21 protein-coding genes, 1 tRNA gene and 1 other RNA gene are annotated in these 18520 nt (G+C 67.9%); 12 read left to right on the top strand and 11 right to left on the bottom strand.

Translation table 11 applies throughout. The features are described 5' to 3' along the window. The first annotated feature begins 27 nt into the window (after positions 1-27). Positions 28-492 carry a peroxiredoxin gene (locus HYG77_RS03585; RefSeq protein ID WP_109329112.1) on the top strand — a complete coding sequence of 155 codons (465 nt, stop codon included), beginning with the start codon at positions 28-30 and terminating at the stop codon, positions 490-492. Positions 493-524: 32 nt separating this feature from the next. Further along, positions 525-596 (top strand) — tRNA-Val (locus HYG77_RS03580). A gap of 115 nt (positions 597-711) precedes the next feature. Here HYG77_RS03580 and HYG77_RS03575 read toward each other — a convergent pair. Continuing rightward, positions 712-1074, bottom strand: a complete 363-nt coding sequence (locus HYG77_RS03575) for a DUF5655 domain-containing protein (RefSeq protein WP_208961859.1) — start codon at positions 1072-1074, stop codon at positions 712-714. Between the two features lie 47 nt (positions 1075-1121). Between HYG77_RS03575 and HYG77_RS03570 the strand changes: the two genes are divergently transcribed. Continuing rightward, positions 1122-2105 carry a cobalamin biosynthesis protein gene (locus HYG77_RS03570; RefSeq protein WP_208961858.1) on the top strand — a complete coding sequence of 328 codons (984 nt, stop codon included), beginning with the start codon at positions 1122-1124 and terminating at the stop codon, positions 2103-2105. On the opposite strand, the gene HYG77_RS03565 is transcribed toward HYG77_RS03570, so the two are convergent. The 3 genes from HYG77_RS03565 to HYG77_RS03555 are packed head-to-tail and all read right to left on the bottom strand — an operon-like array spanning position 2046 to position 4156. Then, the gene (locus HYG77_RS03565; RefSeq protein WP_208961857.1) at positions 2046-2927 is read right to left on the bottom strand and encodes an SURF1 family protein; all 882 of its coding nucleotides are present in this window, start codon (positions 2925-2927) and stop codon (positions 2046-2048) included. The genes HYG77_RS03570 and HYG77_RS03565 overlap by 60 nt on opposite strands. Before the next feature lie 43 nt (positions 2928-2970). Beyond that, positions 2971-3444 carry a low molecular weight protein-tyrosine-phosphatase gene (locus HYG77_RS03560; RefSeq protein WP_109329118.1) on the bottom strand — a complete coding sequence of 158 codons (474 nt, stop codon included), beginning with the start codon at positions 3442-3444 and terminating at the stop codon, positions 2971-2973. After that, entirely contained in the window at positions 3431-4156 is a 726-nt protein-coding gene (locus HYG77_RS03555) for an HAD-IA family hydrolase (protein WP_208961856.1), read from the bottom strand. The genes HYG77_RS03560 and HYG77_RS03555 overlap by 14 nt, the downstream gene beginning before the upstream one ends. Positions 4157-4185: 29 nt before the next feature. Here HYG77_RS03555 and cobC point away from each other — a divergent pair, with 29 nt between their 5' ends. From cobC to HYG77_RS03535, 4 genes are all read left to right on the top strand, one after another. Then, positions 4186-5220 (top strand): Rv2231c family pyridoxal phosphate-dependent protein CobC, encoded by a 1035-nt coding sequence (cobC, locus tag HYG77_RS03550; protein WP_208961855.1) that lies wholly within the window; start codon positions 4186-4188, stop codon positions 5218-5220. After that, positions 5217-6365 (top strand): Nif3-like dinuclear metal center hexameric protein, encoded by a 1149-nt coding sequence (locus tag HYG77_RS03545; protein WP_208961854.1) that lies wholly within the window; start codon positions 5217-5219, stop codon positions 6363-6365. Before cobC ends, HYG77_RS03545 begins: the two co-directional genes overlap by 4 nt. A gap of 88 nt (positions 6366-6453) precedes the next feature. After that, on the top strand, positions 6454-7191 hold the full coding sequence (locus HYG77_RS03540; RefSeq protein ID WP_109329126.1) for a C4-type zinc ribbon domain-containing protein: 738 nt from the start codon (positions 6454-6456) through the stop codon (positions 7189-7191). Beyond that, entirely contained in the window at positions 7188-8300 is a 1113-nt protein-coding gene (locus HYG77_RS03535) for a bifunctional RNase H/acid phosphatase (protein ID WP_109329128.1), read from the top strand. The genes HYG77_RS03540 and HYG77_RS03535 overlap by 4 nt, the downstream gene beginning before the upstream one ends. A gap of 6 nt (positions 8301-8306) precedes the next feature. Here the strand turns inward: HYG77_RS03535 and HYG77_RS03530 are convergent, their stop codons facing one another. Together HYG77_RS03530 and HYG77_RS03525 are read right to left on the bottom strand one after the other, a co-directional pair. Continuing rightward, positions 8307-9542 (bottom strand): SLC13 family permease, encoded by a 1236-nt coding sequence (locus HYG77_RS03530; protein ID WP_208961853.1) that lies wholly within the window; start codon positions 9540-9542, stop codon positions 8307-8309. A gap of 6 nt (positions 9543-9548) precedes the next feature. After that, positions 9549-10076, bottom strand: a complete 528-nt coding sequence (locus tag HYG77_RS03525; RefSeq protein ID WP_208961852.1) for a DUF1697 domain-containing protein — start codon at positions 10074-10076, stop codon at positions 9549-9551. A 77-nt stretch (positions 10077-10153) separates the two neighbouring features. On the opposite strand from HYG77_RS03525, the gene rnpB reads away from it, so the two are divergent. Both rnpB and HYG77_RS03515 read left to right on the top strand, forming a co-directional pair. Next, an RNA gene (gene rnpB / locus HYG77_RS03520) (RNase P RNA component class A) lies at positions 10154-10590 on the top strand. A 59-nt stretch (positions 10591-10649) separates the two neighbouring features. Beyond that, entirely contained in the window at positions 10650-11453 is an 804-nt protein-coding gene (locus tag HYG77_RS03515) for an alpha/beta fold hydrolase (protein ID WP_208961851.1), read from the top strand. Between the two features lie 11 nt (positions 11454-11464). Here the strand turns inward: HYG77_RS03515 and HYG77_RS03510 are convergent, their stop codons facing one another. Together HYG77_RS03510 and HYG77_RS03505 are read right to left on the bottom strand one after the other, a co-directional pair. Then, positions 11465-11884, bottom strand: coding sequence for a MaoC/PaaZ C-terminal domain-containing protein (locus tag HYG77_RS03510; protein WP_109329134.1), 420 nt, complete (start codon positions 11882-11884; stop codon positions 11465-11467). Further along, positions 11881-12327: a MaoC family dehydratase N-terminal domain-containing protein gene (locus HYG77_RS03505; RefSeq protein WP_208961850.1), complete on the bottom strand. Its 447-nt coding sequence runs from the start codon at positions 12325-12327 to the stop codon at positions 11881-11883. The genes HYG77_RS03510 and HYG77_RS03505 overlap by 4 nt, the downstream gene beginning before the upstream one ends. A 381-nt stretch (positions 12328-12708) precedes the next feature. Between HYG77_RS03505 and HYG77_RS03495 the strand changes: the two genes are divergently transcribed. Next, positions 12709-12894, top strand: coding sequence for a hypothetical protein (locus HYG77_RS03495; protein WP_109329136.1), 186 nt, complete (start codon positions 12709-12711; stop codon positions 12892-12894). A gap of 53 nt (positions 12895-12947) precedes the next feature. Further along, positions 12948-14348: an RNB domain-containing ribonuclease gene (locus tag HYG77_RS03490; RefSeq protein ID WP_208963270.1), complete on the top strand. Its 1401-nt coding sequence runs from the start codon at positions 12948-12950 to the stop codon at positions 14346-14348. A 4-nt stretch (positions 14349-14352) separates the two neighbouring features. Here the strand turns inward: HYG77_RS03490 and pip are convergent, their stop codons facing one another. Genes pip through panB form a run of 3 tightly spaced genes read right to left on the bottom strand, consistent with a single transcriptional unit; the run spans position 14353 to position 16695 of the window. Continuing rightward, positions 14353-15309, bottom strand: a complete 957-nt coding sequence (pip, locus tag HYG77_RS03485; RefSeq protein WP_208963269.1) for a prolyl aminopeptidase — start codon at positions 15307-15309, stop codon at positions 14353-14355. Between the two features lie 19 nt (positions 15310-15328). Continuing rightward, positions 15329-15787, bottom strand: a complete 459-nt coding sequence (locus HYG77_RS03480) for a hypothetical protein (RefSeq protein WP_208961849.1) — start codon at positions 15785-15787, stop codon at positions 15329-15331. 38 nt (positions 15788-15825) lie between these two features. Continuing rightward, the gene (gene panB, locus HYG77_RS03475; RefSeq protein WP_208961848.1) at positions 15826-16695 is read right to left on the bottom strand and encodes a 3-methyl-2-oxobutanoate hydroxymethyltransferase; all 870 of its coding nucleotides are present in this window, start codon (positions 16693-16695) and stop codon (positions 15826-15828) included. 182 nt (positions 16696-16877) lie between these two features. On the opposite strand from panB, the gene HYG77_RS03470 reads away from it, so the two are divergent. Then, positions 16878-18446, top strand: coding sequence for an alpha/beta hydrolase (locus tag HYG77_RS03470; RefSeq protein WP_208961847.1), 1569 nt, complete (start codon positions 16878-16880; stop codon positions 18444-18446). Positions 18447-18520 lie beyond the last annotated feature (74 nt).

Here is an 18520-nt window from a genome sequence, read left to right as displayed (position 1 = left end):
GTTCATCACACATCGAAGGATCACCTCATGCCGCTCGAGGTGGGCACCACCGCCCCCGATTTCACCCTCAAGGACCAGAACAACCAGCAGGTGACGCTGTCCGACTATCGCGGGAAGAAGAACGTCCTGCTGGTGTTCTACCCCCTCGCCTTCACCGGCACCTGCCAGGGGGAGCTCTGCAAAGTGCGCGACGAGCTGCCGAAGTTCGAGAACGACGACACCGCCATTCTCGCGCTGTCGGTCGGTGCCTCGCCCACACACAAGATCTGGTCCGCTGAACAGGGGTACACCTTCCCGCTGCTCGCCGACTTCTGGCCTCACGGCGAGGTCGCACAGGCATACGGCGTCTTCAACGAGAAGCTGGGCTTCGCCAACCGCGGCACCTTCGTGATCGACAAGGAAGGCATCATCCGGTTCGCCGAAATGAACGGCCCCGGAGAAGCCCGTGACCAGGGAGCTTGGGAGAAAGCGCTCGCCACGCTAGAGTCCTGATGCACATCCGGCGAGCCTCTCGCCGGATGTTCGGGCGTGTAGCTCAGTGGTAGAGCTCTGGTTTTACACACCAGCGGTCGGGGGTTCGAAACCCTCCGCGCCCACCGTTTTCGTCTTGTCCGCATCCGCGCACCGATTCGCGCGACTCGCCGGCCAATCGCAGTTCCTCAGTACCTGACCAATCCGTACGCGTTTCGTCGCGGCCACCGCGCGCAGCGGCTACCGCGCGCGGGTGCCCGGGCCGACCGTCTCGTAGGCCTCGGTCAGAAGCGCGGTGAGGGTGTCGTCGAGCTGGCCGTCGGCGGTGATCGTGAGCCGATGCGTGATCACCGTTTTGGTGGTGGGGAAAGCGTCGCGCAGCTGCGGGTGGTGCACGCGTCGACGAAGGTCGAGGGCGATCTCGAGTCGGGACGAGTAGATGAACGCGGCGGCGAACACGCGGGTGCGCGCCCAGGCGATCTCGGTCCTGTGCACTCGCTCGTCCACCTCACCGCACGCCAGCACCAGGTCCCGGAACTGCAGAAGACGCTCCGTGGCGTCCGGATCTTTCCCTGCCAGATACTCGTCGATCACGGCACTCATGGACGCTCCTTCACTCCACTGCAACGTTAGTTGATACAAATAGCGGCGTGTATCCAACCTCCCGCCCCGGCACCGCGCGTGCAGTAGGCCTGCTGCTCGGCTTCGGCGCCGACCGACTGTTGGCCGACCCGGCCCGGTGGCATCCGGTGTCCGGATTCGGCAGGGCGGCAGCAGCATGCGAGAAAGCCACCTACCGCGACTCGCGACTGTCGGGTGTCCTGCATGCAGCGGTGCTCGTGGGCGTCGTCGGGGCATTGGGGGCGGTCACCACGCGGGCTGCGCGGCAGGGAGGCTGGGCAGGCGAGGCAGGCGGGACCGCGATCGCGACGTGGGCCGTGCTCGGCGGAACGTCCCTCGGCCGCACCGGCGCGGCGATGGCCGAACACCTCGCGGGCGAGGACCTGACCGATGCCCGTGCACTGTTGCCTTCCCTGTGCGGCCGGGATCCCAGCGTGCTCGACGCGCGGGGGATCACGCGGGCGACGCTCGAGTCGGTGGCGGAGAACACATCCGACGCGGCCGTGGGACCACTTTTCTGGGGTGCGCTGGCAGGCATCCCAGGCCTGTTCGTCTACCGGGCGTTCAACACACTGGACGCGATGGTCGGGTATCGCTCGCCGAGATACCGCAATTTCGGGTGGGCCGCGGCGCGCGGCGACGACGTTCTGAACCTTCTGCCCGCCCGGCTGACGGGCGCGGTCACCGTGGCGCTCGCCCCAGCGGTGGACGGTTCGCCGAGGCAGGCCTGGATGGCATGGCGCCGGGATGCGGCGGGGCATCCCAGCCCCAACGCGGGCGTCGTGGAAGCCGCGACCGCGGGTGCTCTCGGGATCTCCCTCGGCGGCCGGACCCAGTATGCGCACGGAGTCGAGATGCGCCCGCAGCTGGGGAGTGGCCGTATGCCCACGCCTACCGACCTGCGCCGTGCGGTGCGGCTGTCGACCGCGGTCCAGTGCGGTGCGGCGTGTGCCTCAGCGGCTCTTGCCGTAGCGGTCGGCCATCTTCGCTTCCGCCGCCGTCCGCGGGGCTGAGTCGGCGGGCTTGGACCGCGTGAACGGCGTCTTCTTCGGGGCGGGAACGGGGGCGGAAGTCGGGGACGCGCTGCCTGCGGCAACCTTCTCCTTGCGACGTTCCCGCAATTCCGCGCGGACGAAGTACGCCAATCCCAGGGGAGCCATGATCCCGAACGCCAGCCACTGCAGTCCGTAGGACAGGTAGGGGCCGGCGTCGAGCTGGGGGAGCGGGATGGTGCCCAATCCGCCGGGCTGATCGGGTTCCAACTGCACGTAGGCGTCGAGAAGGTCGATGCCGATGAAGTCGCCGATTTGACCGGCGTCGATGAAGTAGACCTGCCGCAGCCCGTTCTCCGTGATCGGGTCCTTCCCGGCGACGGTGCCCTCCGACTTGCGGATGCGCCCGTCGAGCGTGACCTGTCCTGCGGGGGGTGGTCCGACAGGGGGCGCTTCGGTTCCCTGGACCGGTCTCACGTATCCGCGATTGACGAGAATGGCCCGGCCGTCCGTGAGCTGCAGGGGTGTCAGTACCTCATACGCGGGCTCCGACCCGATGGACCGCAACCGGACGAGGATGTCGCTGTTCTGCACGTACGAGCCGGTGGCGGTGACACGGCGCCACTCGTCGTCCGGATTCGGCGCCGACCCCGGGATCAGGCTCTCCAGGGGCACCGGCTCGGCCTCCACCGATTCGGCGATCAGCTGGTTGCGGTGTTCCGTCGAGGTGTTCTTGCCGAGCTGCCATGGCGCCAGTACGTAGAAGCACATGAATGCGAATCCGGCGACCACCACGGCCAACACCAACCAGCCGGGTCGCAACAGAAATCTCAGCCTTCGCACCCTTCCACGGTAGCCGCTCGCAGGTGAGACCCCTGATCGCGGGTCAGCGACCGCGTACCCACTCGAGCAGTCCGGGCACCGCGGCCTCGATCTGGCGGCGCACCCGTTCGAAGTCCTCGAGACCGCCGTAGAACGGATCGGGGACGGACGAGGAGTCGGCGTCCGGATCGAAGCTGCGCAGCAGCCGGCGACGCTCCTCGGGTACGCCGAGGTGAGCGAGTTCACGATCGTGATTGGCCGCCAGGGCGACGACGAGGTCGGCGCCGAGGTGGTACGGCCCGACCTCGGCAGCGGTGTGGCCGGTGGGGTACCCGTTCAGCTTCAGGATCTCGTTGGTCCGGAGGTCCGCCTCCCGGCCGACGTGCCAGCCGTGCGTGCCGGCGCTGCTCACCCTCACCCGGTGGTCCAGGTCTGCGCGTCTGACATGCTCGCCGAAGATCTTCTCGGCCATGGGGGAGCGGCAGATGTTGCCGGTGCACACGAAGGTGACGTGCAACCGCGGGTCAGGCTGCGCCATCGAGCATCTTCCCGAGCTCGGTCACTGTGCGCGCCGAACGGTGCGCACCCGACGCCTCGGCCGGCGAACCGTACCCCCACTCGACGAAGACCGCCGGAATACCCCACCGCGCCGCACCGAGCACGTCGTGGTCGCGGTCGCCGATCATCAGCACATCGGACGTCGCACCCTCGGTGGCGGAGACACCCAGGGCCTGCAGAGAGTGCGCGATCACGTCTGCCTTCGCGCGGCGCTGCCCGTCGTTACTGGCGCCGCCGATGAACTCGAAATAGTGGGCCAACTCGAAATGCTCGAGGATGCGGACGGCGAACCGCTCGGATTTCGACGTGGCGACGGCGAGCCTCCTGCCGCTGTCGCGGGCGCCGGCCAGCACGTCCGCGATGCCGTCGAAGACGGAGTTCTCCGCCCACCCCACACTGTCGTAGCGGTCGAAGTACGCCGCGAGTGCGCGCTGGACATCGGCCTCGTCGAGGCCCAGTGAGCGGAAGGTGTCGATCATCGGCGGCCCGATCACGTTGTCGAGCATCTCCGGGGTCGGTTCCGGCTGCCCGATGGTGGCGAGCGCGTGGCGGAAACCGCCGTGGATACCGGGAGCCGAGTCGGTGAGGGTGCCGTCCAGGTCGAACAGCACGATCGGCGCAGACAGGGCCGAGGGGGCGGACAGGGTCGACTGGGCGGACAGGGCCGACGGGGCGGTGGAGAGCGAAGTCACCGGACCATTGTCCCTTAGGCTCGACAGCTGTGGACATTCGTGCCGGTAGCCGGGAGAGCCTGCGTCATCACGGGGATGTGGAAGCGGGCCCAGGTCTGCTCGATTTCGCAGTGAACGTGCAAGGTGACGGCCCACCGGAATGGTTGCGCCGCCGCCTCGCCGACGCGCTCGGGAGTCTGGGCACGTATCCGACGGTGGCCGCCGACCTCGCTGCCCGCACCGCGGTCGCCGAGCGGCACGGACGGTCACCGGACGAGGTACTGCTCCTCGCGGGTGGGGCCGAGGGATTCTCGTTGCTGCCCCGGCTCGGTGTGCGGCAGGCAGCACTGTTTCATCCGTCGTTCACCGAGCCCGAATGGGCACTGCGGGAGGCCGGGATTCCTGTCACCCAGGTACTGCTCGAGGATCCGTACCGACTCGAGCACGCGCCGGTGCCCGACTCGGCGGACCTCGTCGTGGTCGGAAATCCGACCAATCCCACGTCGGTGCTGCACCCCGCCGAGGACATTCTCCGGTTGCGCCGTCCCGGCCGGATTCTGGTAGTCGACGAGGCCTTCGCCGACGCGGTGCCCGGTGAAGTGGAGTCGCTGGCCGGTTTGTCGCTGCCCGACGTCCTGGTGTTGCGCAGCCTCACCAAGACCTGGGCGCTTGCGGGACTGCGCTGCGGGTACGTCCTCGGATCGCCCGAGCTTCTCCAGCGACTGCAGGTGGGCAGGGCCCACTGGCCGCTGGGAAGCCTGCAGGTGGAGGCGATAGCGGCCTGCAGTAGTGCCGCCGCCGTCGCCGCCGCCCGGGACCGCGCCGTGCTCCTGGACTCCTGGCGGGACGACATGATCCGGCGACTGCGCGACCTCGGTGTGGCAGTGCACCAGCCCGCATCTGCTCCTTTCCTGCTGCTGCGCCTCCCGGACGGCGAACTGATGCGCAAGCACCTCAGGGAGCGGGGCATTGCCGTCCGGCGGTGTGACACCTTCCCGGGTCTGGACGCGAACTTCCTGCGGGTGGCGGTGCGGCCCAGCGAGCAGACCGACGTCCTGATCGGCGCGATGAAGGAGATCCTGTGAACCCTGTTCGTCTCGGTGACATCATCGCGGTCCTGGACGACGCCTATCCTCCTGCCCTCGCGGAATCATGGGACTCCGTCGGCCTGGTCTGCGGCGACCCCGAGGACTCCGTCACCACGGTGATGATTGCGGTGGACCCGACGGCTGCGGTGGTCGCAGAGGCCGTCGATGCGGGCGCCGACCTCCTCCTCGTCCACCACCCGTTGCTGCTGCGCGGCGTCGACACCGTCGGCGCGCACACGCCCAAAGGCGCGTTGATCCACCGGCTGATCAAGGCGGGCTGCGCCCTCTTCACCGCGCACACCAACGCGGATTCCGCAGACCCCGGCGTGTCCGACGCACTGGCGGAGGCGCTGGGCCTGAACGTCACCGGGCCGATCGAGCCGCAGCCCACCGAACCACTCGACAAATGGGTGGTCCCGGTGCCGGTCGACGATGCCACGAAGGTCCGCCGTGCGTTGTTCGACGCGGGAGCCGGCCACATCGGCAACTACCGAGACTGCAGCTGGTCGGTCACCGGGCAGGGACAGTTCCTTCCGACGGAAGGCGCGCAACCCGCCCTCGGCTCGGTCGGGGAGCTCGAACTCGTCGAGGAGAGCCGGATCGAGGTGATCGCGCCGCGGCGGATCAGAGCGGGAGTGCTCGCCGCGCTGCGGGCCGCGCACCCCTACGAGGAGGTGGCGTTCGACGTCTTCGAGACCGCCGCGTTTCCAGGACCACGCGGACTGGGCCGGGTAGGCGAACTACCCGAACCGGTGTCGTTGAAGACCTTCACCCAGCAGGTCGCCGACGCTCTTCCCGCAACGTCGTGGGGAGTGCGGGCGGCCGGCGACCCGGACGCGACGGTACGCACGGTCGCTGTGTGCGGGGGATCGGGCGACTCCTTCCTGGACGCCGTCTCCCGGTTGGGCGTCGACGCATATGTGACCGCGGACCTGCGTCATCATCCCGCCGACGAGCACCTGCGCGCCGGCGGTCCCGCGCTGATCGACGTCGCCCATTGGGCCAGTGAGCAGCCCTGGTGCGCGCAGGCGAAGGGCGTACTGGACAACGCCCTCGGTGACAGGCCCGGATGGCAGGCGCGGGTGTCGCAGGTACGGACCGATCCATGGTCGGTCGGCGCGACATCGGACTGCTCGCGGTAGCGCCGATCGACGCCCGCGGCCGGGGTACGGTTGGCCTACACATCTCCAGAGAAGAACCCTTCACAGAAGACAGCAGGAGTTACCACGCGTGAACGTCGAACCACAGGTCCAGTCCAAGCTCCTCGACCTCGCCGGCGTCGATGCGGAGCTCTCGAGGATCGCCTACCGCCGCACCGCCCTCCCGGAACAGCAGGAAGTCGAGCGACTCGAGGCCGAACGACTCACCCGCAAGGATGCGGCAGTGGCCGTGGAGATCATCCTGGACGACCTCGACCGCGACATTCGCAAACTCGAGGGCGAGGTCGACGCGGTGCGCAAGCGTGAGGATCGCGACCGCGCGCTGCTCCAGAGCGGCTCGGTGGGGTCGAAGCAGCTCACCGAACTCGAACACGAACTCGGCAGCCTGGTCCGACGGCAGGGTCTCCTCGAAGACGAACTGCTCGAAGTGATGGAACGGCGTGAAGCGTCCCAGTCCGATCACGACCATGCCGGTGCCCAGCTCTCGCAGATCGAGGACGAACTCATCGACGTACGACGCCGCCGCGACGATGCGGTGGCCGACCTCGATTCCGCGGAGCAGCGGTGCACAGCGGACCGGACCACACTGGCGGAGCAGCTCCCTGCCGACCTGATCGCGATCTACGAGAAGCAGCGTAAGCAGAACAGCGTCGGCGCGGCACTGCTGCAGGCGCGGAGGTGCGGCGCATGCCGTATCGAACTGGACCGCGGCGAAATCTCGCGCATCACCGCCACCGCACCGGACGTCGTGGTGCGGTGCCCGGAATGTGGGGCAATCTTGGTGCGTACCAAGGAGTCCGGTCTGTGAGTGTCGGACGGGTGGTCGTCGAGGCCGACGGCGGGTCGCGGGGCAACCCCGGGCCGGCCGGGTACGGCGCCGTCGTGTTCGACTCGGCACACGGCACCGTTCTGGCGGAGCGGAAGGAAAGCCTCGGTGTCGCCACCAACAACGTCGCCGAATACCGGGGATTGATCGCCGGTCTCGGAGCGGCGGCCGAACTCGGTGCCTCCGCGGTCGAGGTGCGGATGGATTCGAAACTGGTGGTCGAGCAGATGTCCGGGCGCTGGAAGGTCAAGCATCCCGACATGATTCCGTTGCAGCGCCGCGCCGCCGACCTTGCCGGACAGTTCCAGCAGGTGACGTACACGTGGATTCCGCGGGCGGAGAATGCGCATGCCGACCGCCTCGCGAACGAGGCGATGGATGCGGCCGAAGGCGCGTCATCTCCCACGCTTTCCTCGGCGACACCCTCCCCGGCCCCGGCGCCATCCAGCCCCGCCGCGCCGGGCTGGATGGACGCACACGGTGCACCCACCCGAATGTTGCTGTTGCGGCACGGGCAGACGGCGTTGTCCGTCGACCGCCGCTACTCCGGGCGCGGCAACCCGTCACTCACCGAACTGGGGCAGGCGCAGGCGGGGGGCGCCGCCAAACGTCTCGCCGGGCGCGGCGGAATCGCGGCGGTCGTCTCTTCCCCGCTGGGGCGCGCGCAGCAGACCGCGGCCGCGGCTGCCGAAGCGCTCGGGCTTCGCGTCACCGTGCACGAGGGTCTCACCGAAACCGACTTCGGGAAGTGGGAGGGGTTGACATTCGCGGAGGCCGCGGCCCGCGACCCCGAACTTCACCGCAGCTGGCTGTCGGACACGTCTGTGCGTCCGCCGTCCGGAGAAAGTTTCGACGAGGTGCGCGAGCGGATCGAGCAGGTGAGAGAAGACCTGACTTCCTCCTACTCCGGTTCGACCATCCTCGTGGTCACCCACGTCACTCCGATCAAGACGCTCCTGCAGCTGGCTCTGGCTGCCGGACCCTCGCTGCTGTACAAACTGCACCTGGATCTGGCGTCGCTGAGCATCGCCGAGTTCTATCCGGACGGCGGCTCGTCCGTACGCCTGGTCAACGACACCTCGCACCTCTGACCCGGCTCACCGCAGGACCAGCCACAGCGCGGTGACGGAGGACAGCAGTGTCAGCGGCGTGGTGACGAGGCCCAGCGCGGTGAACGTACGCAACTCGGGCGGCGAACCGGCGCGCGCGGACACCCGCCGCCACAGCATGATGGCCAGCGAGCCGACGTAGGTGAGGTTGGGGCCGAGATTGACACCCAGCAGCATCGCGAGAACCAGGCCGGGTGGGGCCTGAGTGCCCAGCCCGGCCAGCAGGAGAAGCGTCGCTGGAAGATTGTTGACGAGGTTGGCCGCCACCGCCGCCACCACGGCCATTCCGAGCAAGCCGAGGAAGGTGGCGCCGGTGGGAAGCCGCTCGCTGATCCACTGACCGATCGGACCGTTCGCCACCCCGGCCACCACGACGCCGAGGAGAAGGACGAACAGGCAGAACCACGCGTCCAGCGCGTAGAGGATGTGACGGATCCTGGTTCGCCCCTCCCGTAAGACGAGGACACCCAGAGCGAACGCTCCGAGAGCCGCCACCCATGCCGGGGCGACGTCGACGACGCCGGACACAGCGAAACCCGCCAGCGTTGCCCCCACGATCGCCAACGCCGCAGTAGGCGCGGGTACGTCGCGTTCCGCCGCCGGTTCGGCGCCTCGCCGAGCGAGTAGTTCCCGCCGGAAGAATACGCGGAACAGCGCCAATTCGACGCAGACCGACACGATCCAGGGCAACGCCATCACCGCGGTGAAGTGGAGGAAGGTCATGCCCGTCGCGGAAAACGCGATGAGGTTGGTGAGGTTGGACACCGGCAGGAGTGTCGACGCGGTGTTCGACAGATGCGCCGTGGCATATGAATGTGGCCGTGGGTCCATCTGCAACGCCCGCGCCGTGGCGATGACCGCAGGCGTCAGAAGCACCACCGTGGCGTCGAGGCTCAGAACCGCCGTGGTGAGCGCGGCGGCGCCGAACACCAGCGTCAGCAAACGTGTCGGCTTTCCTCGTGCGCCGCGCCGTAACCGGCTCGCGATCCAGGCAAACACACCCATCGCGTCCGCCAGGTGCGCCAGGACGAGGATCGCGGCCAGGAACCCGACGGTCGGCGCCATCTCGGCCACCTCGTCCCAGGCCTGGGACGGCGTCACCAGGCCCACCCCGACGGCGACGGCCGCGGCCGGGGCGGCCACCACGACCTCGGGGAGGCGGTACGGGCGGACGACCGCGAACAGGAGGACCGCGGCGACCAACGCCGCTGCCAGAACTGTCACCGCGAGTTACTTCAACAGCTTCTGCAGGGTGCGCAGGTTGCGGGTGGTGGTGGAGGCCTTGAGTCGCGGTGTGCCCGTGCTCTTGCCGAACGCGCTCTTCAGTGTCATCCCACGCTCGACCTCCCAGTACAGAACCCCGTTCCCGGCCTGGATTCGCTCGACGGCAGGATCCAGCTCCTCACGCTTGGCGACGAACCCGGAGAGGACGTCAGGGTCGGGCGTCACGAGTACGTACGGGTGCCAGCCTTCTCGTTCGGGATCGAACGGGTAGTCGTCGACGATCTTCCGAACCGTGTCGAGGTCCAGAACGAAAACCCACGCCTCGTAACGGAACTCGGCACTCAAGGCCTTCTCGATCTCACCTTTCAGCCCCGCGGTGTCGGTGCGATCGGAGTCGAAGAGCACGTTGCCGGACGCGAGCACCGTCTTCACGTTCTCGAATCCCAAGTCGCTGAAGGTGCGGCGTAGCTCTGCCATCTTGATGTTGATGCCACCCACATTGATTCCGCGCAGAAGGGCGACGTATCGAGTCATGATTCCGACCATAGTGCGAGGGGACGACACCGCGACGTCGGAGGCGGAGCGCGCGCCGAGTATCCTGATCGGGCGGACGAGTTGGCCGGGCGGCCGCGGCACAGGGAACCAGCATGCAGATGCACAGGCCCTGAGCCGAGGAAAGTCCGGACTCCACAGAGCAGGGCGGTTGTTAACGGCAACCCGAGGTGACTCGCGGGACAGTGCCACAGAAAACAGACCGCCGACGTCACATTCTCCGGGATGTGCGTCGGTCAGGGTGAAACGGTGCGGTAAGAGCGCACCAGCACCCCGGGTGACCGGGGTGGCTAGGTAAACCCCGCCCGGAGCAAGGTTGAAGACCGCACCAGGCCTTTCCGGGTCCCGGTGCGGTTGCGCAGGTGTTCGAGGGCTGCTCGCCCGAGCCTGCGGGTGAACCGCTCGAGGTACCCGGCGACGGTGTGCCCAGATGGATGGTCGCCACCCGGCATTTCGGTGCCGGGGACAGGATCCGGCTTATACGCCAACTCGTCCGCGCTCCTCGTTTCTCCCGGGAGCTGTAAGTGTTACCGGTGGGAGCGCTAACATCTGCCCATGGACTTGCCTCATGACATCGCCGGCTCCGGCCCCACGCTCGTCCTCGTGCACGGCGTGGTGCATCGCCGCCAGGCGTGGAACGCCTTGCTGGATCAGTTGACGCCGTATCGCCGGGTGGTCACGGTGGATCTTCCGGGCCACGGGGAGTGCCCGGCTCTCGAGCACGACGGTGTGGATGCGATGGCCGCGCTCCTCGAGGAGCTGAGCGGGTTCGTCCGATCGGTGACGCCGCCGGGAGAACGCGCACACATCGCCGGGAACTCTCTCGGGGGCTGGCTTTCCCTCGCGCTAGCGGCCAGGGGTGAGGTTGCCTCCGCCACCGCCCTCTCGCCGGCCGGGTTCTTCGTCAACAAGGCCGATCAGGCGCGCACTATCTACACCTTCCGTGCGCTCCGCAGGGTGACGAGGGCAATGGGGGAGAATGCGCCGAAGGCGCTGAGCTACCGCGCAGTCCGCTATCCGTCGCTGGCCGCCTTCTTCGCCAGGCCGAGCCACGTACCGTACGAGGATGCCGTGATCGACGCCCGGTCCCTCACCACCAACGTGTTGGTCGACCAGGGACTGACGGCGTCGTTCGCGCTACCGCCCGTCGTCGACGCCACCGTCCCCGTCACCGTGGCGTGGGGCCGGCGCGACCTCATCCTGCCGGTGTACCAGGCGCGACGCGTACGTAAATCCTTCCCGCAGGCCCGGCTACTGGTGCTCCCCGGAATCGGTCACGTTCCCATGAGCGACGACCCCGATCTCATCGGCACCATTCTGCTGGGCGGTAGCTCGGCGACATCCTCTGCGCCGCGCTGACCGGGACGCCCTCAGCGAAGCGAAATCCACACCTGGGACTTGCCCAGCACCGTATGGCCGTCGCACGTCACGGTCAGATCGATCCGGGCGCTGCCGGCTTCGTCGTCCACTCGAGCGGCCTTGGCGACCACATCGACGACCGCACCGTCCTCGGCATGAACGATGACCGGCTTCGTGAAGCGGGCCCGGTAGCCGGTGATTCGCGCCGGGTCGCCGAGCCACTCGACGACACACTGAGTGGCGAGCCCCAGCGTGAGCATCCCCTGAGCCAGGACACCGGGAAGTCCGACCGTCGCGGCGACGTCGTCCCGATAGTGAATCGGATTGAAATCGCCGGAGGCGCCGGCGTAGCGAACCAGTGATTCGCGGGTCAGGTGGTATCGCGCCTTGACGACAGTGTCGCCCAGCAGGATTCGCTCCGGCGAACTCACAGTTCACCTCGCACGAAAAGGCTGGAGGTCATGGTGCTGACCACAGCACCGCTCGCGTCGGTGATGTCGATGCCGGCCACGATGAGGGTGTGGGGACCTCTCGGGGCCACCTCGGTCACGGTCAATACCGCCGACAACTCGTCACCGGCGACTACGGGACGGAAGGACGACGCGTGTTCGGTGCTGTGCACCAGGTTGACGGGCTCGATTCCCGTGGTCGGATCGGCGACCAACTGTGCGAGGGCCCGCTCCTGCACGATGACGGGAAATGTCGGCGGCGCAACGAGATCAGCGTGTCCGGCGGCTCGGGCGCGCTCCACGTCGTAGGACGTCGGGTTGGTGGCGAAGACGGCCCGTGCGAACTCGCGAATCTTCTCACGGCCGACGAGGTACGGCTCGGTGGGCGGATAGACCCGTCCCTCGATCGCTCGATTGACTGCCATCATGACAGCGTAGAGAGACTACGGGCGCCGGGCGCAGTGAAACGGCCGGAACTCTACGCATCCGGCAACGGCGAAGCCCCCGCCGAGAAGTTCGGCGGGGGCTTCGTTCGAATCAGCTGACCGGCATCCCGTCAGACGGGATCGACCATCAGAAGCTGGGCCCAGTAGGAGGCGCCTTCGGCGCCGAGGTAGGGAAGTAGCTGATCAAAAATGATCGTTGACATGCTCGCTCCATTCTCTGTTCGGGCACTGCACGCGGGACACGTTGCCACGACACCGCACGTACCGGCGCCGGGGAACGAATCACCGGACAGGCCCCGAGGGTAACAGTCTGAGCATGATCCACAACTCCAGACGCCCTGCCGGTGCGACACTGAGAACATGACTGACGAAGATCAACTCTGGTACTACAACGTCGACGACGGATCCGTCACGCAAGGTAAGGCGGCTTCGTCGATGTCCAGGATGGGCCCGTACCCCGACCGGGCTTCGGCCGAGAAGGCGCTGCAGATCGCCGCCGAGCGGAACAAGGCGGCAGACCGCGCCGAAGAGGAATGGAACAACTGACAGCGCGCACCGTCAGGGTGCCTACGGCGTGAAAGGGGCTACCCACGGTGCCGATCACTCGTTTTCTCGCGCACGGGATCGATTTCGGTGCCGTGCGCGAGGAGTTCAACCTTCCCCACGGTTATCCGCCCGAGGCGGTGGCCGAGGCCCTGCGGGCTACGGACCGGTGTTCCGCCGAGCGTGAGGACCGCACGGATCTGCCCCTCGTCACCATCGACCCGCCGGAGTCGATGGACCTGGATCAGGCCCTCCACCTCGAGCGCACCGCGGACGGATTCGTCCTGCACTATGCGATCGCGGACGTCGGCGCCGTCGTCGAACCCGGTGGTGCCCTGGAGGTGGAGAGCCGCAAGCGGGGTCAGACGTTCTACCTGCCGGACGGCAAGGTTCCGTTGCACCCGAAGGAGCTGTCGGAGGGGTCGGCGAGCCTTCTGCCGGACCAGATCCGCCCCGCAGCCCTGTGGCGGATCGAGCTCGACGAACAGGCAGCACCGGTGTCTTGGACGGTATCCCGCGCGACCGTCCGCTCGGTGGCGCGGCTCGACTATGCCGGGGTCCAGGCGGATTCCGACGCGGGCCGATTGCACCCGTCCATCACCTCGCTCCCCGAGTTCGGCCGGCTTCGGGCCGCAGCCGCGGTGGCGCGCGGGGCCATCGAGCTGCGACTGCCGGAACAGGATGTGGTACCGGACGGCGAGGGGTGGCGCATCGATCTGGCGCCGCGCACCGAGGCCGACGACTGGAACGCCGAGGTGTCCTTGCTCACCGGAATGTGCGCCGCTGCCATGATGATCGACGCGAGGATCGGGCTGTTGCGGACGTTGCCGCCCGCCGGGCCCGACGCCGTCGCCGCATTGCGACGCACCGCGGCGGCACTGGGCATCGAGTGGCCACGCGACGTCGGTGTGGGCGAAATGCTGGCCGGGCTGGACCCCAATTCGGCGCCGACGCTCGTGCTGATGACCGAGGCCCCGTCCTTGCTACGCGGTGCCGATTACGCCGCCTTCGACGGCAGCGTTCCGGAGCTCACCGTGCATGCGGCCATCGGCGCCCCGTACGCACACGTGACCGCACCGCTGCGGCGGCTGTCGGACCGCTATTCGACGGAAGTGTGCCTGGCCGTAGCGTCCGGCGCCGCGGTCCCGACGTGGGTGCGCGGCGCCCTGGGGTCGATGCCCGAGATCATGGGGGGCTCCGACACGCTGGCCGGGAAGGTGGAACGCGCCTGCATCGACCTTGCCGAGGCGACAGTGCTCGCCGACCGGGTGGGGGACGTGTTCGATGCGACCGTTCTCCGCTCACGCAACGGCAAGCGCACCGCCGACGTGTTCGTCCCTTCCGTGTCGGTGATGGGCAAGTGCGTCGGGGATCCCGCGGAAGGGGAGCAGGTCAAGATCCGGCTCGTCGCCGCCGACGTACACAAGCGGTCCGTCGAGTTCAGCTACCCGGCGTAGTTCGTTACGGGCGGAACCGGTCGGTGGCCCGTACCAGACGGTCGACGATCCCCGGCTCCATCGCCGAATGACCGGCATCGCCGACGATGTCGAGCTGCGAGCCGGGCCACGCCCGGTGCAGCGCCCACGCGCTCGTCGCCGGGCATACCACGTCGTAACGACCCTGCACGATCACCCCGGGAATCCCCTCGAGCCTCGCAACGTCACGCAACAGCTGTCCCTCGTCGAGGAACCCGCGGTGGTGAAAATAGTGGTTCTCGATGCGGGCGAACGCGAGTGCGAACCGAGGCTCCGAACTCTCGGCGATCCGCTCCGGCTTGGGCAGGAGCGAGCTGGTCGCCCCTTCCCAAGCCGACCACGCGATCGCGGCCCGCGTCGCAATCTCCACATCTTGGGCGTGCAGCAGCCGGTGGTAGGCCTCCACCAGATCGCCGTCCCGCTCCTGCTCGGGAACGGGCGACAGGAACTGCTCCCACCGTTCCGGAAAGAGATGTGCGGCACCGCCGTTGTAGTACCAGTCGATCTCGCTGCGCCGCAGCAGGAAGATTCCTCGCAGCACCAATTCGGTGACCCGGTGCGGATGCTTCTGCGCGTAGGCGAGGGCCAGGGTGGAACCCCACGAACCGCCGAACACCTGCCACCGCTCCACGCCCAGATGATCACGCAGCATCTCGATGTCTGCGAGCAGGCGGTCCGTCGTGTTCAGCGACAGATCGGCCCCGTCGGCGACGTGCGGTGTGGAACGACCACACCCGCGCTGGTCGAACAGAACGATCCGGTACGCGGCCGGGTCGAAGAACTGCCGATACGCAGGATCGGTGCCGCCGCCCGGGCCGCCGTGCAGGAAGACGACGGGCTTTCCGTCGGGATTGCCGCTCAGTTCCCAGTACACCTGCTGGCCGTTACCCACATCGAGATGCCCGAACCGGAAGGGTTGGATCTCCGGGTAGAGAGTGCGCAGGTCCTGCTCGCCGGACACCTCAGAACCCGATCAGGCCGGACGCCAGGTCGGGTATCTCCAACGCGGTCACGGCTTCCTGACGGATGTCCGGGCAGGCCGCCGTCGTGATCACGTCGATGCGACCGCGATCCTGCAGGAAGTCGAGGGCATTGAGGTTGTTCTGCGTGATCCAGGTGCCGACCAGCCCGTTGAGTCCGGTCTTCCCGATGGTCGGCGTGTACGTACGCCAGCTCTGCAGCTGCCCCTCGAGATCCCGGCACAACTGGGTGGCCTGGGCCTCGGTCACTCCGCCAGGGACCGCGGCGACTCCCGGCTCGACGGCGGGGGAACTGGTGGGAACAGCGGATTGGGGCGCGGGTGCGGTGCCCTGTCCCGCGCACCCCGTGAGCGCGGCGGCGAGTGCGACCGCCCCGGCCGCGAGTGCGGCCGGGCGGCGACGGTGGCCGGTCTGCGACGCACGTCGTACTCGCATGAACACCTCTCTCGAATTGTGGAGCCGAACCGGATGAGAAGAGATCAGAAGCTGTGCTCGTCCGCGGGGAAGGCGCCCGAACGTACTTCGTCTGCGTAGGCCGCGGCTGCTGCGCGGAGCTCGTCACCGACGTTGCCGAAGCGCTTGACGAACTTCGCCGTCTTCCCGCTGGTGTAACCGGCCATGTCCTGCCACACCAGCACCTGGGCGTCGCATTCGGCGCCGGCGCCGATGCCCACAGTGGGGATGGTGAGCTTGCGGGTGACCTGCCCGGCGATCTCCGCGGGCACCATCTCCATGACGACCGAGAAGGCGCCTGCTTCCTGGACGGCGATGGCGTCGGCCACCAACTGCTCGGCCGCATCACCTCGGCCCTGCACCCGGAAGCCGCCGAGTGAGTTGACGCTCTGCGGGGTGAAGCCGACGTGGGCCATGACGGGAATGCCCGACGCGGTAATTGCGGCGATCTGGGGTGCGACGCGTTCGCCGCCCTCCAACTTGACGGCGTGGGCCAGGCCTTCCTTCAGGAACCGGGTGGCGGTGGCCAGGGCCTGCTCGGGCGAGCTCTCGTAGCTGCCGAACGGGAGGTCGGCGACGACGAGGGCGTGGGGTGCGCCTCGAACGACACCTCGTACCAGGGGAAGGAGTTCGTCGACGGTGACCGGAACGGTGGTCTCGTACCCGTAGACGACGTTGGCGGCGGAATCGCCGACCAGAAGGACCGGGATGCCGGCTTCCTCGAAGATGCGGGCGCTGGAGTAGTCGTAGGCGGTGAGCATCGCCCAGCGTTCGCCTTCGGCCTTCATGGCCTGCAGGTGGTGGGTCCGGGTCTTGCGTCGGGGTGCATCGGGGAAGGGGGCTGATCCGTAGAGCCGATTCTCGGACGTGCTCTCGGAAGTCTTGCTATCGGACATCGTTGTCCCTTTCTGGCCTCGAGGCCCTTGGCGGGTCCCCGGGTGCGGGTGATGACGCCTACAGTCTGCCACCGGGCCATGAGGGTGCGAACCCCCGGCGCAGGTGCGATAGGTCACATCGATCTCCGGGGTCTGACCTGCCCTCGAGGCACGCACCCGGTGAACCCTGGCACGATCGTCGTATGTTTCGCAGTGCTCGCGTGCCGGCCGCGTTCGCGGGTGCCGTCGCCGTTGTCCTCGTCTTCGCAGGATGCAGTGGGAGTGGAGGGGATTCCGGCGAGGCCGTCGCCGGGCCTTCGACTTCTGCGGCGTCGCCGGGAGCGTCCGCACCCGACGGACTGGAAGCCTTCTATACGCAACAGGTGAACTGGGGTTCGTGCGAGGGATACAGCACGGACGGCACACCGCTCGGGGACAACCTCGACTGCGCCAAGGTGACCGTGCCCAACGACTACGCGGACCCGGGCGGCGCCACGGCACAGATCGCGATCTCCCGTTCCCGGGCGGGTGGACCGAAACTCGGGTCTCTGCTGGTCAATCCCGGCGGTCCCGGGGCATCCGGGCTGGCTCTGGCATCGGTCGCCGACGGCACCGAACTCGCCGAGAAGTTCGACGTCGTCGGATTCGACCCGCGCGGTATCGGCGCATCCACCCCGGCGGTGACCTGCCTGACCGACCCCGAGGTGGACGCCAAGCGCAGGGACGACGACGTCGACATGAGTCCCGCCGGGATCGCGCAAACCGAGGCGGAGAACCGTGACTACGCGGCCAAGTGTGCAGAGCGGACAGGTCCGGACGTACTGGCCCACGTGGGCACCTACGACGTCGTCCGCGACATGGACGTCATCCGGGCGGTGCTCGGCGACGCGAAGCTGAACTACCTCGGATATTCCTACGGCACCCGGCTGGGGTCCTCCTATGCGGAGACGTTCCCCGCCAACGTGCGGGCGATGGTGCTCGACGGCGCCCTCGACCCCGAGCAGGATCCGACCGACGAGGTCATCTTGCAGGCCGAAGGCTTCCAGAAGGCGTTCGACGCCTTCGTCGCGGACTGCATGAGGCAGCAGGATTGCCCCCTGGGCACCGACCCGGCGCAGGCCGACGAGAACTTCCGCGCTCTGGTCGATCCGCTGATCGCGAAGCCGGCGGCCACGACCGATCCACGAGGACTCAGCTACACCGACGCGATCACCGGCGTCCAGCAGGCGCTGTACTCGCCCAACCTGTGGGGACCGCTGCGCGGCGGATTGCAGAGTCTGCGGACGGGCACCGGGGATTCGCTGCTGATGCTGGCCGATCTGTACGAGGGCCGGGCGGACGACGGCAGCTACTCGAACCTCAATGACGCTTTCAACGCCATCCGGTGCGTGGACGATCCGCCGGTCACCGATCGCGTGAAGGTCGGCGAGGCCGATATGCGGTATCGGCAGGCGGCTCCGTTCCTCGACGACGGTCGCGGCACGGGCAACGCGCCGCTCGACGTCTGCGCGTTCTGGCCGGTGCCGAGCACGGGTGCACCGCACACGGTGGACGTCCCCGGAATCCCGACGATCGTAGTGGTCTCGACCACAGAGGATCCGGCCACTCCCTATCAGGCGGGAGTGGACTTGGCGAAGCAGATGAACGGCGCGCTGATCACGTACCGGGGCACTCAGCACACCGTCGTTCTCGATGGCGAAGCATGCGTCGACGACGCCGTCATCGACTATTTCGTGACCCTCGAGCCGCCGCCCGCAGACCTCACCTGTTGACACGCCCCTCCTCGGCGAGGGATCGAGGTGGCCACACGCTGGCACGATGCGGAATCGTAGCCGGGTGAATTCAC

The sequence above is a fragment of the Rhodococcus sp. ZPP genome, from assembly GCF_017656075.1.
Lineage (GTDB): Bacteria > Actinomycetota > Actinomycetes > Mycobacteriales > Mycobacteriaceae > Rhodococcus_F > Rhodococcus_F oxybenzonivorans.
Note: the sequence above shows the minus strand (reverse complement) of the source record. Positions and strands in the feature narration are given on the sequence as shown.

Excerpts from the sequence above, each read along its gene's own strand:
- HYG77_RS03575 (WP_208961859.1), bottom strand. The coding sequence starts at position 1,074 with ATGAGTGCCGTGATCGACGAGTATCTGGCAGGGAAAGATCCGGACGCC.
- HYG77_RS03470 (WP_208961847.1), top strand. The coding sequence starts at position 16,878 with ATGTTTCGCAGTGCTCGCGTGCCGGCCGCGTTCGCGGGTGCCGTCGCC.
- HYG77_RS03505 (WP_208961850.1), bottom strand. The coding sequence starts at position 12,327 with ATGGCAGTCAATCGAGCGATCGAGGGACGGGTCTATCCGCCCACCGAG.
- HYG77_RS03560 (WP_109329118.1), bottom strand. The coding sequence starts at position 3,444 with ATGGCGCAGCCTGACCCGCGGTTGCACGTCACCTTCGTGTGCACCGGC.
- HYG77_RS03495 (WP_109329136.1), top strand. The coding sequence starts at position 12,709 with ATGACTGACGAAGATCAACTCTGGTACTACAACGTCGACGACGGATCC.
- HYG77_RS03525 (WP_208961852.1), bottom strand. The coding sequence starts at position 10,076 with ATGACTCGATACGTCGCCCTTCTGCGCGGAATCAATGTGGGTGGCATC.
- HYG77_RS03515 (WP_208961851.1), top strand. The coding sequence starts at position 10,650 with ATGGACTTGCCTCATGACATCGCCGGCTCCGGCCCCACGCTCGTCCTC.
- HYG77_RS03585 (WP_109329112.1), top strand. The coding sequence starts at position 28 with ATGCCGCTCGAGGTGGGCACCACCGCCCCCGATTTCACCCTCAAGGAC.
- panB (WP_208961848.1), bottom strand. The coding sequence starts at position 16,695 with ATGTCCGATAGCAAGACTTCCGAGAGCACGTCCGAGAATCGGCTCTAC.